Origin of the sequence: Paenibacillus sp. FSL R10-2748 (genome assembly GCF_038005565.1) — a bacterium.
GTDB classification, from domain to species: domain Bacteria; phylum Bacillota; class Bacilli; order Paenibacillales; family Paenibacillaceae; genus Paenibacillus; species Paenibacillus polymyxa_B.
In genome coordinates, this window is the sequence record NZ_JBBOTK010000001.1 from 1103062 (window position 1) to 1119239 (window position 16178).

At 48.1% G+C, this 16178-nt stretch carries 16 protein-coding genes; all 16 read right to left on the reverse strand.

Annotation, left to right across the window (positions count from 1 at the left end):
- Positions 1–195 precede the first annotated feature (195 nt).
- Positions 196–342 (reverse strand): hypothetical protein, encoded by a 147-nt coding sequence (locus NSS66_RS05265; protein WP_155613653.1) that lies wholly within the window; start codon positions 340–342, stop codon positions 196–198.
- Between the two features lie 263 nt (positions 343–605).
- Complete coding sequence (locus tag NSS66_RS05270) at positions 606–1934, reverse strand: UDP-glucose dehydrogenase family protein (protein ID WP_023987425.1); 1329 nt, start codon at positions 1932–1934, stop codon at positions 606–608.
- A 5-nt stretch (positions 1935–1939) separates the two neighbouring features.
- A complete protein-coding gene (locus tag NSS66_RS05275; protein ID WP_023987424.1) occupies positions 1940–3040 on the reverse strand; it encodes a glycosyltransferase in 1101 nt (366 codons plus the stop codon).
- Positions 3041–3068: 28 nt separating this feature from the next.
- Complete coding sequence (locus tag NSS66_RS05280) at positions 3069–4217, reverse strand: glycosyltransferase family 4 protein (RefSeq protein ID WP_028543108.1); 1149 nt, start codon at positions 4215–4217, stop codon at positions 3069–3071.
- Entirely contained in the window at positions 4214–5401 is a 1188-nt protein-coding gene (locus NSS66_RS05285) for a glycosyltransferase family 4 protein (RefSeq protein WP_076264388.1), read from the reverse strand. The genes NSS66_RS05280 and NSS66_RS05285 overlap by 4 nt, the downstream gene beginning before the upstream one ends.
- Positions 5388–6227: a glycosyltransferase family 2 protein gene (locus tag NSS66_RS05290; protein WP_023987421.1), complete on the reverse strand. Its 840-nt coding sequence runs from the start codon at positions 6225–6227 to the stop codon at positions 5388–5390. Before NSS66_RS05290 ends, NSS66_RS05285 begins: the two co-directional genes overlap by 14 nt.
- Positions 6228–6249: 22 nt before the next feature.
- Positions 6250–7629, reverse strand: a complete 1380-nt coding sequence (locus NSS66_RS05295; protein WP_013309157.1) for a lipopolysaccharide biosynthesis protein — start codon at positions 7627–7629, stop codon at positions 6250–6252.
- A 5-nt stretch (positions 7630–7634) separates the two neighbouring features.
- Positions 7635–9077 carry an O-antigen ligase family protein gene (locus tag NSS66_RS05300; RefSeq protein ID WP_023987420.1) on the reverse strand — a complete coding sequence of 481 codons (1443 nt, stop codon included), beginning with the start codon at positions 9075–9077 and terminating at the stop codon, positions 7635–7637.
- A gap of 5 nt (positions 9078–9082) precedes the next feature.
- Complete coding sequence (locus tag NSS66_RS05305) at positions 9083–9853, reverse strand: WecB/TagA/CpsF family glycosyltransferase (protein ID WP_028543109.1); 771 nt, start codon at positions 9851–9853, stop codon at positions 9083–9085.
- Between the two features lie 4 nt (positions 9854–9857).
- Positions 9858–11195 (reverse strand): O-antigen ligase family protein, encoded by a 1338-nt coding sequence (locus NSS66_RS05310; RefSeq protein ID WP_068938670.1) that lies wholly within the window; start codon positions 11193–11195, stop codon positions 9858–9860.
- Between the two features lie 10 nt (positions 11196–11205).
- Positions 11206–12141 (reverse strand): glycosyltransferase, encoded by a 936-nt coding sequence (locus tag NSS66_RS05315; protein WP_076295008.1) that lies wholly within the window; start codon positions 12139–12141, stop codon positions 11206–11208.
- The gene (locus NSS66_RS05320) at positions 12141–12839 is read right to left on the reverse strand and encodes a sugar transferase (protein WP_013309152.1); all 699 of its coding nucleotides are present in this window, start codon (positions 12837–12839) and stop codon (positions 12141–12143) included. Before NSS66_RS05320 ends, NSS66_RS05315 begins: the two co-directional genes overlap by 1 nt.
- 16 nt (positions 12840–12855) lie before the next feature.
- Positions 12856–13749, reverse strand: coding sequence for a UTP--glucose-1-phosphate uridylyltransferase GalU (gene galU / locus NSS66_RS05325; RefSeq protein WP_013309151.1), 894 nt, complete (start codon positions 13747–13749; stop codon positions 12856–12858).
- Between the two features lie 39 nt (positions 13750–13788).
- On the reverse strand, positions 13789–14427 hold the full coding sequence (locus NSS66_RS05330; RefSeq protein WP_340958535.1) for a CpsD/CapB family tyrosine-protein kinase: 639 nt from the start codon (positions 14425–14427) through the stop codon (positions 13789–13791).
- Positions 14411–15154 carry a YveK family protein gene (locus NSS66_RS05335; protein WP_023987416.1) on the reverse strand — a complete coding sequence of 248 codons (744 nt, stop codon included), beginning with the start codon at positions 15152–15154 and terminating at the stop codon, positions 14411–14413. The genes NSS66_RS05330 and NSS66_RS05335 overlap by 17 nt, the downstream gene beginning before the upstream one ends.
- 281 nt (positions 15155–15435) lie before the next feature.
- Positions 15436–16074: a response regulator gene (locus NSS66_RS05340; RefSeq protein WP_013309148.1), complete on the reverse strand. Its 639-nt coding sequence runs from the start codon at positions 16072–16074 to the stop codon at positions 15436–15438.
- Positions 16075–16178: the final 104 nt, after the last annotated feature.

Genomic DNA, 16178 nt, shown 5'->3' on the forward strand with positions numbered 1-16178 from the left:
GCTACAGGCTGGATTTGATCTTACGATCGCTGTTGGACCGGGATTCATTCGATTGTATAAAATCGTATAAAGGTTTGAATCCCGGTCCAAAGGCGAACACTATCGCTTCTCCAGATTCAAATCCAACCCTTCGCTACTCAAAAAATGCATCATATCGATCATACCTTGTGGTGCAAAAGGCACGACCAGACATTATTAAGTCCGGTCAGCCTGTAAAAATCTCACGCCTTCGGCAACAGCAATGGCGTCTTTGCGTCGCAGGAGCAGCATAGCGTATCCGCATGGTAGTGCTTGCTCCACAGGGGCGGCGCAGCGCCGCTTGATCGGAAGGAGCGGCATCAACCGCGCCGCTCCTTCTGATCTGCCCTTCTACTCCCCCCATAAGGTGGGAGTTTAAAAATTGTGACTCCACGGCGAAAAGCAGCGGAGCGGGCAGAATTGTTCTGAAGAAGCGTCAGCGTTTGCCTTTATCCCCGGATTTTAACCTTTGAATGTTTTATATAATCCAGAAAATCCGGGGGTAACAGCAATCGGAAGAACAATCTGCACGCGCAGCGCCTTCAGCGCCTCCAACACCGCCACAGTCACTTTTTAATCTGTCACGTTTAAACTTCCACCTTATCCCGATTCCACCCACTCATCCGCGGACGACCCACGGAGTAGTATTCCAGCCCGGAGCCTTGGATCTGTTCCTCAGCGAATACGTTACGACCGTCAATGAGAACCGGTTTGTGCAGAATGGAGGCCAGTTGTACGAGATCAACTTTTTTGAACTCTTCCCAATCAGTCAACAGGCACACAGCGTCGCTACCTTCAGCGGCTTGCTGTGGGGATGAGCACCACATAATATTCGGGTGATCCACGCGCTCCTTGAATTTATCCATCGCAATGGGATCATACAGCTTGACAATAGCGCCTGCCTGAATGAGCGTTTCTACGATTTCCAGTGCTGGAGCTTCGCGGATGTCATCTGTATTTGGCTTGAAGGCGAGGCCCCAAATGCCAATCGACACACCGTTCAGTTGACCCAGCGATTCGCGCAGCTTGGATACAATCATAAAGCGCTGGTCGGTATTCACCTCGACCACCGATTTCAACAACTTAAATTCATAGTCTACATTACCTGCAATTTGGATAAGCGCATTTGTGTCTTTTGGAAAGCAAGAGCCACCATACCCGATCCCTGCTTGTAGAAAAGAGGAGCCAATCCGTTTGTCCATACCCATACCGTCAGCCACACAGGTTACATCGGCGCCAACCTTTTCGCAAATATTAGCGATTTCGTTAATGAACGAAATTTTAGTTGCCAGAAACGCATTGGACGCGTATTTGATCATTTCAGCACTACGGATATCCGTCACATAGATTTTATCCGTGAAGACCTGATGCAGAGTGACCATGGTTTCACGCAATCCTGTATTGTCCAAACCAATAATGATGCGATCCGGATGAAGCGTATCATTGATGGCTGAGCCTTCTCTCAGGAACTCCGGCGCGGAGACGATATCGAAAGACAAGCTCGTGTGACGAGCCAACACGTCCTTAATCTTTTCGTTCGTTCCGACAGGTACAGTACTCTTGGTCATAATAATCTTATACCCGTTCATGGCTTTCCCAACATCAGCGGCCGCCTGTTCAATGTACGACAAATTCGCCTCGCCGTTAGCCAGAGAAGGCGTACCTACCGCCAAAATTACGATATCCGAGCGGCGTACCGCATCGGCCAAATCCGAGGTGAACTCCAACCGGCCCGCTTCCAGATTCAACGCGATCAATTCCTCAATACCCGGTTCATAAATCGGAGATTCTGCCCGGTTCAACATGTCGATTTTGTGCTGCTCCAGATCGACACAAATCACCTCATTACCTTTTTGCGCAAAACATACACCCGAGACGAGCCCAACGTATCCAGTACCGATTACAGCCAGCTTCATTCCGTTCATCCTCCTTTTAGAAAGTTCACATAGGCTTGTTCTACATACTTTTTTAATTGATCCTTGAAGTTTTCTTCATCAAATTTGCGGGCATGGGTAATGATATCGTCCACATTCCATGCATGTTGCTCAACCTTTTCGACGGCCTCCAGCACATCCTCTACTTGATGCTTGCGGAAAAATACGCCGTTCACATGAGGAACAATCGTATCCAGCGCTCCCCCACCCTGAAAAGCGATGACAGGCCGTCCGGCCGCATTCGCCTCCAAAGGCGTAATACCGAAGTCCTCTTCACCCGGAAAAACGAGCGCTCGGCATTCTGCCATCAGCTTGTTAACCTCTTCATCCTCAAGCCTGCCGAGGAACTCAATGTTCGGGGCAGCCATACCTTCGAGTCGTTTACGGTCTGGTCCTTCACCCACAATGCGCAGCTTGAGACCGTTACGTTTGAATGCTTCGATCGCGAGATCGATGCGCTTGTAGGACACCAATCGGGATACGATCAGGTAATAGTCACCGATGTTTGTAGCGCGTTTAAAACGGGATGTATTAATAGGTGGGAAAATCACATCCGAATCCCTTTGGTAATAGTGCAAAATTCTTCGTTTAACAACCGAAGAGTTGGCAACAAACTGGTCTACGTTGCGAGAAGTTTTGGCATCCCATGTTTTCAACCGGTTCATGTACAGCTTGAGCATGTTTTTGAGCAGGTTGGATTTGGACTGCCGGGCCATATATGTATCGTAATCCCAGGCAAACCGCATCGGTGTGTGACAATAACAAATGTGAAACGTATGTTTGGGTACCTGGATGCTTTTCATAAATGCACTACTGGAGCTTAAAACAATGTCGAAATCCCTAAAATCAAAATCACGGATAGCAATGGGATACAGCGGCAGCACTCCTTTGAAGTTGTCCTTCACTCCTGGGACTTTTTGTAGCCAAGTGGCTCTAATATCCGCATCCTTCAAGTTACGCGACAGGCGGTCGTCGCTGAACACCGTTGTGAAGATAGGAGCCTCCGGATACATATCGTGGAATACCTCTACTACCCTTTCCGCTCCGCCCATTTGGATTAAGTAATCGTGTGCTATCGCTATTTTCATCTGAATCATCCTTTAACGCGAATGTCGGTCAGACTCCTGCCAACAAACCCTTATAGTAATGAACTATATCCTTAACTGTGTTCTCGATGACAAAATGCTTTTTGACCCGTTCCATCCCTCTCTCACCCATCTGCTGACGTTCTTGTGGATGCTCCAACATCCAGCGGATGGCTTCTTCCAGCTTAGCCGGATCACCCGGTTCAATAAGCAGCCCGGTTTCATGGGGTACCACCGTTTCCTTGGGTCCACCCTCATTGGAAGCAATCACTGGGAGACCCGCAGCCATGCCTTCAATAATGACCTGACCGAATGGTTCTGGTGTAATAGAGGTATGAATCAGCAAATCACAACGCTGCATCAGGCCTTGAATGTCATCGACGTGTCCCAGCAGATTGACGTTAGCCAACCCGTATTCGCGCATCGTGGACTCTAATCGTTGCTTGTATTCCTCTTCTCCGAACAACGCATCTCCAGCCAGCCAGAATTTCACGCGCTGATCCGGTAAAAAGGAGCGTGCCGCTTCCAGTAAAATATGCTGTCCCTTCCATTCCGCCAATCTGCCGACCAATACGACGTTAAACGAGTCATCACCACGTGAATCCGCAGCCGTGTCACGTGCTGTAATTGCTTTGGCAAAAGCGGAATAAACGACAAGCGTCTTTTTGTCCGGGGGTAACTCCAACGCACTCAGCGTGGACTTGGAATTAGCAATCACTCCGTTGGGCAAAAAGCGGGACATCAGCCGAATCCCTTTGGCCACAATCGGCTTCAGATACGGCGGACCGATGTGGTCACGGATATGCCAGATCAAGGGCAGCTTCGCCGATTTGGCGGCTACTGTACCATACAGTGCAGACTTGAGCGAGTTCGTGTGAACGCACACGACCTTTTCCTCACGCAGCAAGGGCGCAAGTTTTCTACCGTAAGCCAGCAAACGAAAAGCTGCTGCAGGCGCACCTAGATTCACGGCATTCCGTCCCCGATTGCGAATCGAATCGTCCAATGGAACGATGCGCACATCAATATCACGCTGCCGAAGCCGATCTGCTAAATCGCCCTCCTCTGCCAAAATAACGAGCGGGTCGATATGTTCCCCGATATTCGTCAGTATGTTGTACAAAGCGACTTCGCCGCCGCTCCATCTTGCCGTATGGTCAATATAAGCTACTCTCATCATTTCGCCGCCGCCTTTCTATCAAGGACCTGTCGGAACACCTCTTCCACCTGCTCCGCTACATGTCCCCATGTATATCTGCTCAGGACATGGTCCCGGCATTCCCTTGCATTCGGTAGAAGTTCACGATGATCCAGCACACGCAGCAACCCTTCAGCAATGGCTTCACTATCCGTTCCCTTGAACAAAAGCTCGGGACGGAATCCTCTTAAAATCTCCTTATTGCCACCCACAGGAGTCGCCAGCACCGGCAGTCCCGAGGCCATCGCCTCCACTGTGATCAGACCGAAACCTTCCAGTGCCTGTGTAGGTACAACGAACAAATTCGATGCTTGGTGGTACAGTGGAAGCTCCTCATCTGACACATAACCGAGCAGCCTTACATGGTTATGAAGATTGTATTCCGCCACCTTGGAAGCCAATTCCTCCATCAAGGGACCCTTCCCTCCAATCAGCAACACATGATCAGGATGACGCTCGGTGACTCGTCTCCATGCTTCCAGTAGCTGTAGCAGTCCCATTCGATTAACAAGACGACGAACGGTGAGCACAATCGTCGCATTTTGCGGCAAATTCAGGCGCTTCCGCACCGCTTCTTGATCCTCTGCCGGGTGGAACCTTTCTACATTCGCCGCACCAGGAATAACATGAATTTTGCTGAGTGGAACCTTATAGTGCTCATGCAAAATATCCCGAAAGGTTTCGCTTAGCACTATAAATTTATCCGCCAATCCGTAGGCCTTCATTTCAATGGATTTGGCCAACGTCGTTTTTAGCAAATGCTTGATGCCCTGTCCTTCAATCTTCATTTCCTCCGTCCACGGTCCGTGAAAGGTGGTAACTACCGGGATTCCTCTTTTTTTCGCCTCCAGCGCCGGTCCGACACCATAGGGAGCAAAATGGGAATACAGTACATCCATCGGTTGCTTATCGAACAGCTCTGCTGCATATTTTTGCATTAGCTCTCGACGCTTCCACATGGATTGCTGCTTGCTGCCAATCGAATGAATTCGAATACGGTCGGGCGCCTGCGGCTGCTCTTCACTACAGATTAGAGCATCCAGCGTATTGCGCTCTAACGTAAGCTGCTCGCAGATGGATTTGAAATATGTGTTGAGGCCTCCTGGCTGCAAGGACGGCCAGCTAAGCCCCGTTGCCGCAATACGAAATCCGTTATTGTACGACATAGCTGGTTTCTCCTTTCTGCTCGGTATGTCCGTCATCCACGATTTCTATCTTTTTTCGCCGCTTGGTTAGCTCATAATGCTTGAAGCAGACGAGAAACTCATACATCACCCAGAATACTGCTACGGCAAAACCCGCCAATCCCTTGCGGTATAAGCCTTGGACAAAATACTTCTGCACAAAGCGGGCAGGAGGCCGCCACAACAGTCTGGTAATCCGAAAGGATCTTCCTTTGTTAAATGCCGTCTCTGCTTCCAGATCTGTATATTTGTTAAAACGGGTCATATGATCACTGATGCTGCGGAAGCCGTAGTGCCATAACACGCCCTCCAGATTGACAATCTGGGAAGAGGCTACATCCGGCATTTCATGAACAAGACTATTCGTAATGCCATAAATACGCCGATTGTACAAACGAACCAGGTATTCGCCTTTGTTCATCCATTTGCCGAGAAAATCTCCAATCCGGAATACGGAATATGCTTTGGCCGGATCGTGGAGCGTTTCCTTTACTTTCAACAAGTCTCCAAGCAACTCTGCATCCACTACTTCGTCCGTATCAATCAGGAATATCCAATCAAATTCCGCTTTTTCAACACCAAACATGCGCTGTTTGGCATAACCGGGCCACGGGTTAGAAAACACCCGACAGCCCAAGGATTCAGCTACCTGAATCGTATTGTCCTTGCTCCCTCCGTCAATGACGACGATATCGTCCGCAAAGGGCTTGCAGGATTTAATGGCGGCTGTGATTCGAGTGCCATCATCCTGAGCGATAATAACTACGGATATCCGGTTGTCCGCGGGAACGCTAGACATGTGGTTCATTAGCGGGTGCCTCCTTCTTTATCTAACCGTTAACTGGCTTTTTCCGGATGTAGTGTGACATCGTTGATCGGAGCCATTGAAAATCTTGTTTGGAAATAAGCAGTCTTGGAATCTTCATTTTTAGAACGAATTTAACATTACATAAAATGAAAATGAACCGTAGAATCCCCGAAGACAGCATTGCTATCCCTGCACCCGTCAATCCATATTTCGGTACGAGTATGGACAGCAATGGAATGACGAGCGCCAATCCGACACCCTGTAGAATGGTAACCAGTTTGGGCTTACCCAACGCCATAAATTGTTGTGCCAGCACCATGGTTCCCCCACTGATAGCAACCTCAAGCACCAGGAACCGGAATACCGTAAGCGCTTGTTTAAACTCTTGACCGTATAACAATGTAAATACGAACGGAGCAATCAGCATCAGCATCACCGCAGCCAGAAAGGTTGCCGTTGATGTCACTCGAAATGCCCGAAATGTTATGGCCACCGCCTCTTCCTTATTCAGACCGGAGGCTTTGGGAAACAGCACGACAATGATCGAGGTAGAAAATACATTCACCATCCTGGCCAAGCTGACCGCTACTGCATATAAACCGAGATCAGCGGGTCTGAGCAGACCCGCAATCAAAATCTGATCAATATAAGTGGAAACCTGCCCCATGAGATCATTTCCGTATGAACCCATACCGTAGGTAAAGAGATTTTTAAATTGCGTCCAGCTGTTCTTTACCTTTGGTTTGTACAGCCGAATCATTCGTATCGTGACACCAATATAAATCGGCAAGCCCGGCAGTAAATAGGCCAATGCCGAGGTGTACGGATTCATATTTCCGGTTAAGATCAGAATCGCCAGACCCAGCAGTGTACTTAGCGGTACCAGATACCGGAATAAATTGTACTGCTTATATTCCGAGCGAACTTGAAGCAATGCATTATTGATCTGTGAAATCGCTATGAGCGGACACATCATCATGGAGCACTGCGCGAAAAGTATGACCGATGAAGAAAAAGAGCGCAGCCAATAAGGAATTAGAAAAACTCCGACGAGTGTCGCCAAGCCCCCGAACATGGTAGCCAGTAGCAAGGCCAGACCATACAGCTTGCCCGTTTCCTCCGGTTTCCTTTTCGCATTGTAAATCAATGCAGACGGGACACCGAAGCTCATGCAGAAGGCGAGAAATTGGGACCAGTTCACCATCGCTGTCTGTTCCCCGCGTCCAGTAGGACCCAGGAATCGTGCCGTTAGCACACCAGTCAGCATATTCACGACGAGAATCAGCATACTGAATATCATCGTTTTTACTGCTGCAGAGCTGTTATCCTTGCTTTTGGCAAACCGAATCACCGTGGACCATAGTGTCCGGACAGGTGCGGATAATGCTTGTAAGTTTTGCACAGCCTTTACCTTCTTTCCGCGATGACATCTTTTGCCCATAGTCCTATTCCGATCATCATCCAGATCAGATAGCCGCGCATACCGGGGAAACCATTATCTGATATGAGACTGGCTACAGCTCCGGCCCACGTAGCCAACGCCAGTCTGATATAAGGCTGACTGGCATCTCGTGCGGCAATACGGGCGAGAAGGCGCTTGATGATAACGAAGAGACCACCGAAGAAAAAGAATGCCCCGAAAATACCGAAGGTGAGGAAAATGGCGATATATCCATTATCCATAATCCCAAGTTCGCCGAGATCGCCGCCGTTATCAAGCTTGGTTCCGATTCCTACACTCCCAATCCCCTGCCCGACCGGATTGCCAGCAATCGCCGGAAGCATCGTATGCAGTAAATCCAAACGTTCATTGTACGAATGATCCTGCTGAATATCCGTCAGCGTCTGCATGCGAGCCACCAAACCTTCTGCCCCTGGAAGTTTTGGAACAATGATGTAGAGAAGAAGGCCAACTATAGCTAGTTGAAACAAGGTTTTCCACTTTCCCTTGGAAGATGAACTGAGAATGTAAGCCAGTAACATGACGAATGCAATTAGCCAGGCTGAACGTACCAGCGTGATTAAGAGACAAACGACCGTCAGCAGGATTCCGATCCATCCCAAAGTGCCACGCCAACGTTTTTCCATTAGCATGGGTACAAGTGCCATCGCCAGGAAAATAGCGCAGGGACCGGGCGAGTTCATGGAAGAAAATACTCTGATTTGAAGTGGTTCTGGAACACCAATGGAATTCATTTCTACATGATTCATCCAAAATGCATCCCACGGAGGCACCGTCAAGTACTGAATAATGCCGTAAATTGCCACAAGAACAGCAATGTTGGCATATGAATACAGCAGTCGGTCCAGCTCCTTCGCCTTCATGGGCTTAATCGCAAGATAAGGCAACAGGATCAAAGGAACCACATAATTGGCTAAATCATAAGCAAAAACAATACCATTTTTGAATAACCCGACCACACTTCCGTAGGCCAATTCTATGCCGAAAAATACAGCAATTCGGGTCAAGGGTTTTTCCGCCTGATGAATGCCTCGCAACACAGGAATAATCAACATACTGCTTACCAGCAGCGGTGCCACGCTCAACAAGGAAACCGAGTGATACGTTCCCTCCATCCAATCCGCAATGCGGCGGATTTCCGGGCCTACTGCCCACACTGCCAGTGTGTAAGGAATCAGTAGCCGCGATTGCAAGATCGCCAGCAGGAAGGCCGGAAAAACGAGCGCCAGCAATATGGCTCCCTGCTGGCTCATGGTGGGATTCATCTTGGCGCTGACAAATCCGATGGCGAGTGGCAACATACAAGCCAGCAACCCCATGCCGATCATGCTGATTCCACGCCGATTTCCTAGCCAAACGGAAATCTGCTGATCTGCCAACCGACTCATGTTTCTCACCCCTGACCTCCCTTCATCCGCTTCCGCTTGAACATCTCCTTAAACAGCAGAACGAGAAATTGGGAATCCTCAATCAAATATCTTTTCCACAATCGTTTAGGCTCCTGAGACAACCTCCAGAACCATTCAAATCCCGTCTTCTGCATCAGCTCCGGTGCTCTTTTCACATTTCCCGACAGGAAATCAAAGGTCGCTCCCACCCCAATCGAAATCGGAGCGCGGTAAGTCTCGTAATATCTGTAGATCCATTTTTCCTGTTTAGGGGCGCCTACACCTACAAAAACGATGTCCGGGCGAGCCTCTTGAAGCAGTTGGATAATGTGCCTATTCTCCTCCTCGTTTTTCTCAAAACCATAAGAAGGAGAGTAACAGCCCACCACATTCATGTTCGGATAAGATTCCTGGAGATTGAGCATAGCCTTCTCAGGAATACCGTCAGCTGCACCCAGAAAAAATAAACGATAGCCTCGATCCTCAAAAGCCTCTCCCAGCCGAGTGAACAAATCTGACCCGGACACCTTTTGTTTGAGGGGTTTTTTCAGTAACTTGGACGCCCATATGATAGGCATCCCATCGGCCACTACAGCTCCGGCATCCGAATACACCTTGCGGAATTCATCATCCTTGCGAAGCTTGATCACATGATCGACATTACAGGTCAAAATGTAGGAATGACGCTGATGTTCAATAGAAGTATCTATAAATTCGAGTAGATCATTAAAATCGTAATTATCAAAGTTGACATCGAACATGTTCACTCTGCTCATCGTATCACTTCTCTTTGCGAAAATCGGTTTGAGTAGATGTCTGGTATAACGCGTTCAAATACCAGCAAAATGGAATAATCATCTGAACCGTCGACAACGTATTATCTGAAAACGAGTAGATCAGAAAGCCTGCAATTAAGCTTACAAAATAAGGTTTGATAGACTTGGCAAGCGACCGGTAAATGAGAGCGAACACGATCAGCAATGAAAGCATTAATAGCCCGCAACCGATATATCCCGTGTCAAAATAAAAGCGTATATACTCGTTATGCGGTACAACAAAGCCATTGAATAATGTCCCATCGTTCGCGACCGTTACCGCGCCAAGACCTCTCCCTGACCAAGGGTAATCATGTACTCTGTTCAAAAAATATTCCCATGCCTCCGAGCGTCCCGACAGGTCAATGCCTGTATCGGTCTCCCGTTCGAAGGAGCGTTTTTTTAAATTGTTCCATTGCAGGGCCACCGCCCCCAGAGCAACCAAAAACGATCCGGCCAGCGGTAGCAAATAATTGACTTTCCCCTTGAGGTACTGACGGGCAATATCAAACAGATACACAGCAAACATTAATAACAATGCCAGAATCGGTCCACGTGTACCGGTGGCGATCAGAATCAGAAAGTTCAGTGCCAACACAGTGTAATAAAAAGCAGCTTGCTTGGGTCTGCGCTTGACCTCAATTAGAGAGACGGCAATTCCGAGAAAGGAGAGCATTGCCAGATGCGGCGGTATATTCGCTCCTTGTACTCTGACTGCGCCCGTAAATTCTACATCCGTAAACGAATGCAGCCCCAGAACCTGCAAACCCAGCCCAATGACCACACTAATAATTGGCAACAGACTGATCAGTCGGATATGCTTTTCTGCTACATCCTTTTTCCACTGGATCAATAAAAAAAAGAAAGGGAGTGATAAACCGACAAACGCCTTGACGGCAATCGAGGTCGTTAACAAAGGCAGCCATGCTGAAAATCCAAATGTAATCCCCAGCATGATCACCAATGCCCAGACCGGATAGCTGAACTTGAGACGTATGCCATACACGAGCATACACGGCACCAGCAGAGCCAAAATGCCCAATTTGTACAATGACAAAATCTCAATACCGAACACGCCACCCTGATACAGAGAATCGACTGAGACTGCTGTACTTAGCAAAACAGCGTAGCTGATGCGCTCCGGATGATGTATGGAAACAGCCAGCAAGAGCAGTAAACATACCGCCGCAATACTGACCACCGGCTGATAGGTAGCCGCAATTCCTACAGCAAGAGCGCCCAGTAGAAAAATAAAAACATGCTGTATGGTGTTTATTCTAGTAGTCCAAGGATAGTTACTCATGTTCCATCTTTCACCCCGCAGCTGACTCGCTTTTCCGGTTGCGCAGTGTATCCAGCGTCCCACGGATACTTTCAAGCCTGCACCGGTTCAACAGCTTCCTGCCCTCACTACGTGCCAGCAGGGAATCCACAGTGATGTATAACACTTTGGCTGCCGTCTTCGCCATCAGCATCGCGTTGCCACGCAGACCTACGGCCTGAGCAGCGTTAGACATGCCCTGACAATAGTAGCGGTTCATGATCCATTCTTTCGTTAACCGTGAAGACGGCACAAAATGTTCCACAGACATGTGTGGATGATACATAATCGTTCCACCATTTTTACGGATTTGCTCAAATACCCACGATTCTTCACCTGATAGAAGGATATCTCCCTTTCTGCCTAGATGAAGCGGGAACATAACGGCGGCAAAAGCCGTTTTGCGCATCGCCATATTCGCTCCAAATGGATTCAGTCCAGACGGATATTCACGAACGGCTTTGCCCAGATCAATAATCGTGTAAGGCAGTTCAAGCGGGCCTGTTAGCCAACCCGGTCGTTCCGTCTCAAACATAGGGTCAATTTTCCCACCCATAGCCGTCAGCTCAGGATTGCTCCCGAATGCTGACATAATCGTTTGCAACCATGTAACACACGGAATTGCATCATCATCGAGAAAAGCAATGACTTCCGCTCTTGATAACGTAATGCCTGCATTGCGAGCAGCAGACAGTCCTTGTTCGCGCTCATAATGATATCGGAGATGGATATTCTGACCATGGGCGACGGTGAACCTTTTGATCGTCGCTGCTGTATGATCGGTGGATCGGTTATCGACCACAATGATCTCAGCCAGTGCAAGGTCTTCCAGCTCCAGCAGGGACATTAACGTTTTCTCCAGCAGGTCCGCCCGGTTATAGGTGCAAATAACGACGGACACTGCGGGACATCGCTTGAATGCATCCATCAGTAAGCATCCTTGGAGAACAGCATTTTAACGCCAGTTTTCATGATGATTTTCAAATCGAGCCACGTATTGCGAACATGAATATACTTCAAATCCATTTGCACCATTTCTTCGAAGCCTACACTGTTACGTGCGCTCACCTGCCAGTAACCCGTACATCCCGGTGTTACAATCAGGCGTTGCTTATCATAATCGGAATATTGCTCGACCTCGCTGGGCAACGGCGGACGCGGACCGACTAAGGTCATGTCGCCAACCAACACGTTCCACAACTGCGGAATCTCATCAATACTCGTCTTGCGCAGAAAACTGCCAATTTTCGTGATCCGAGGATCGTTTTTAATTTTAAACATGGCGCCGCTCACTTCATTCAGCTCCATCAAGTCCTTTTTCAGTTCCTCTGCATTGGACACCATTGAACGGAATTTATACATATCGAATAACTTCTCATTCTTGCCCACCCGAGTTTGCTTGAAAAACACGCTTCCCTTTGGGTCTTCGAGCTTAATCAAAACGCCTACCACTACAAAAAGCGGAAGCAAGACGATCAAGCCCACGAACGACAGCAGCATATCAAGGAGGCGTTTTGTGACCAGGTAGGACGTTTTATCCTGAATTTGTGTATTTCCGTATGGCATGTAAAACGCTTTACCTGACATGACAGCCTCGCCGTCCTCCGGTAAATTTTCCATGCTCATGCTGACGTACCCCCTCTCAACCTGCCGTGGTTGCTTTCTCGGTCTTTTTCAACCATTCATTCATGGCCTCCATAACCGGATACTTCAAATCATCGCTGGCAAGTGCAAATTCAAGTGTGGTTAAAATATATCCAAGACGCTCACCCACGTCATAACGAGTGCCTTCAAAATCATAGGCGTACACACGCTCACTCTGATTCAGCTTTTGGATCGCATCCGTCAACTGAATTTCGCCGCCAGCTCCTTTTTCCTGAAGATCAAGATATTTGAAAATTTTCGGCGAGAACACGTAGCGACCCATAATAGCCAAATCAGATGGCGCTGTGCCTGGAGCCGGTTTTTCTATAAAATTATTCACTCGGTACAAGCGTCCGTCCTGCTGATCCGGTTCAATGATGCCGTACCGGTTCGTAAATTCCTGCGGTACCCGCTGCACACCGATAACCGAATTTTGAGTTTCCTCATACTGATCCATCAGCTGGCGCAGGCAAGGTTTCTGACCTGTTACGATATCATCGCCCAGCAGCACACCAAACGGCTCGTCCCCGATAAAGCGTCTTGCGCACCATACCGCATGTCCAAGACCTTTGGGTTCTTTTTGGCGAATGTAGTGAATTTCCACTCCCGAAGAACGCTGTACTTCCTCCAGAAGCTTCAGCTTACCGTCCTCGAGCAGTTTGGATTCCAGCTCAAATGCGTTGTCAAAGTGATCCTCAATGGCACGTTTGCCTTTACCCGTAACGATAATAATGTCCTCAATACCAGAAGCAATCGCTTCTTCCACGATATATTGAATCGTAGGCTTATTGATAATTGGAAGCATTTCCTTAGGCATCGCTTTTGTGGCAGGGAGGAAGCGCGTACCTAACCCTGCTGCTGGAATAATGGCCTTTTTCACTCTTTTCGTCATCGCACTCATTCTCCTTGCTTCATCGAATTTTGGTGTTGCTTACTTCACCTGATTCATCACAATTCCAACCAGCGTCGCACTGGCCTGCTCCATGAGTTGCTTTGTTTTGCGTAGATCTTCCCGTTTGGTACGACCATGTCTAGCAACGAGAATCACACCATCCGTCAAGCCTGCAATCAGGCGAGCATCCGTATAATTCAGCGCCGGAGCCGAATCGAGCAGGATGATGTCATATTCACGTTTGAGCTCTTCCAGCAGCTCAGCCATACGTTCGCTACCGATCAGATCTGCCGCGTTGTACAGGGTGTCTCCACCGGGAACAACCGATAGCTCCAGCCCACCATGCCTAACGATAGACTTGGAAGAAGCACCACCGCGCAAATAAGCCGATAGACCTGCGGTATTCTCCATTCCGAATATTTCGTGCAGCGCTGGTTTATGCAGATTGCAATCCACCAGAGCCACCTTCTTGCCTTCTTGTGCAAAGGAAACTCCGATGTTGGCGAGCAGTGTAGTTTTACCCGCTCCGCTTTCCGGCGAGGTCAACAATAGAACCGTGCCACGGTCCTTTTGCCCAATCACCTGCTGCCGGATGTATGTACGGAGGGATCGAAATGATTCCGAGATATACGATGATGGATTACTTTCTGTAATCAACATGTCATTCAATCGCAGCATATTTACGCTCCCCTACCCGTTCTTTGGAATTTCCGGCTGCTCCATCGACGTCCTTCTTGCGAATGACTGGAATCGATGCAATTACCGGAATACCGATGTCCGCGTCCGCTTCTTTCTCCGAGCGCAGCGTGCCGTTAATGCTTTCCAGGAACACAATCGTGCCCAATGCAATCATCAGCGATACGAGAAAACTAATCGCAATATTCATGAGCGGGTTCCCATTAATCGGGTCAGGATTGGCCTGAGGGTCCGCTTCATTTAAAATTTTCACATTATTCAATTCCATCAATCCCGGAACTGTCTGTACGAATTTCTGGGTTACCGCGTTTACAACCGCTGCGGCCTGTGGATAGCTCCCTGCCTCAAACGTCAAACCGATAACCTGACTTTTATCCGAGGATTTAATCTGCAGCTTCTCTGCCAACTTCTGCTGCGTCAAACCGAACTCGGGATGAGCCGCTACAACAGCGTCCATAATTTTAGGTGAAGTGAGAATTTGCTTGTAGCTTTCCACCAAATTAAGACTTGTGTTGACGTCGTTCAGATTGTTACTCCCCTGCTTGGCGGAAATATGATTAACCAGCAGTTGGCTTGAAGCGGAATAGACTGGCTTCACAACATTGTCGCTCACAAAGTATGTTGTTACACATGAGAGAATGACAAAAATTGCGATCAGCCACAATCTTCTTTTGATCAGGACTAGATAATCCAAAATGGTTTTCTCCACAAAAATCCTCCCTCCTATACAATTTCTCTTCATATTTAAGTATGACTTTATTGTAACAATTGGCTCTGTGAACGACATGGAACCGAATGGCACTTTCTCCCTCACTATGGGGGGAGGGAAATGTATACTTTCGGATACGGCATGGTATACTTTTGTACCATGCTTTGTCGATTATGGAAAAAGAAATCGAAAAAAGCCTCAAAATCACAAAGCTTGGTGATTTTGAGGCTTTTCTTTCCACTCGCATATAAAAGTGCAGCGCAGCTTATAGAGTCAGCGCATCATACCATGTTTGTTGGCTCGTACTTCGCCAGACCAATGGCATTAGCATACAATGCTGCCTGCGTACGATCCGCCAGCCGCAGCTTGGCCAAGATCTGACTGACATGCTTTTTGACTGTGAACTCACTGATAAATAACCGCGATGCAATTTCACGATTGCAGGCTCCTTGTCCCAGCTCGACCAGCACTTCCTTTTCCTTTGGCGTCAGGTCGTCCGACAGATTGCCCGCATCTTCACGCAGCTTGTTTTCGAGAATAGCCGGATCATAATATTTGCGTCCTTTGTTGACAAGATGAATCGCGTAAATTAATTCCTCAGGCAATGCTTCCTTAAGCACATAACCATCCACGGAAGCTTCCTCTGCTTTCAGAAAATCTTCACGTGTTGCGGAAGAGGTCAGCAAAATAAATTTGCTTCTGAAACCACGTCCGCGCGCTATCTTGATAATATCCAGCCCCGATTCATCAGCTAGTTTCAAATCCAGCAGCACCAGATCCGGATCTGTTTCCTCGATCACCACAAGTGCTTCCTGTTGATTCTGGGCCTCTCCCGCAAACTGAACATTGGGCTGCATGGATATAACCGCAGCGAGTCCTTTCCGTACTAAAGGATGATCATCGACAATGACAATTTTCATGATTCGGCCTCCTGTCTACAGTTCAGGATTTGCATAATCCCTATGTATCCGATTGTTACCGCAGATTTTGTATAGCAGAATGTTCACGCATTTTATTCGAGGAT

Bases quoted from the DNA above. Each gene is read 5' to 3' on its own strand.
- NSS66_RS05270 (WP_023987425.1), bottom strand. From the start codon at position 1,934: ATGAAGCTGGCTGTAATCGGTACTGGATACGTTGGGCTCGTCTCGGGT.
- NSS66_RS05275 (WP_023987424.1), bottom strand. From the start codon at position 3,040: ATGAAAATAGCGATAGCACACGATTACTTAATCCAAATGGGCGGAGCG.
- NSS66_RS05280 (WP_028543108.1), bottom strand. From the start codon at position 4,217: ATGATGAGAGTAGCTTATATTGACCATACGGCAAGATGGAGCGGCGGC.
- NSS66_RS05285 (WP_076264388.1), bottom strand. From the start codon at position 5,401: ATGTCGTACAATAACGGATTTCGTATTGCGGCAACGGGGCTTAGCTGG.
- NSS66_RS05290 (WP_023987421.1), bottom strand. From the start codon at position 6,227: ATGAACCACATGTCTAGCGTTCCCGCGGACAACCGGATATCCGTAGTT.
- NSS66_RS05300 (WP_023987420.1), bottom strand. From the start codon at position 9,077: ATGAGTCGGTTGGCAGATCAGCAGATTTCCGTTTGGCTAGGAAATCGG.
- NSS66_RS05305 (WP_028543109.1), bottom strand. From the start codon at position 9,853: ATGAGCAGAGTGAACATGTTCGATGTCAACTTTGATAATTACGATTTT.
- NSS66_RS05310 (WP_068938670.1), bottom strand. From the start codon at position 11,195: ATGAGTAACTATCCTTGGACTACTAGAATAAACACCATACAGCATGTT.
- NSS66_RS05315 (WP_076295008.1), bottom strand. From the start codon at position 12,141: ATGGATGCATTCAAGCGATGTCCCGCAGTGTCCGTCGTTATTTGCACC.
- NSS66_RS05320 (WP_013309152.1), bottom strand. From the start codon at position 12,839: ATGAGCATGGAAAATTTACCGGAGGACGGCGAGGCTGTCATGTCAGGT.
- galU (WP_013309151.1), bottom strand. From the start codon at position 13,749: ATGACGAAAAGAGTGAAAAAGGCCATTATTCCAGCAGCAGGGTTAGGT.
- NSS66_RS05330 (WP_340958535.1), bottom strand. From the start codon at position 14,427: ATGCTGCGATTGAATGACATGTTGATTACAGAAAGTAATCCATCATCG.
- NSS66_RS05340 (WP_013309148.1), bottom strand. From the start codon at position 16,074: ATGAAAATTGTCATTGTCGATGATCATCCTTTAGTACGGAAAGGACTC.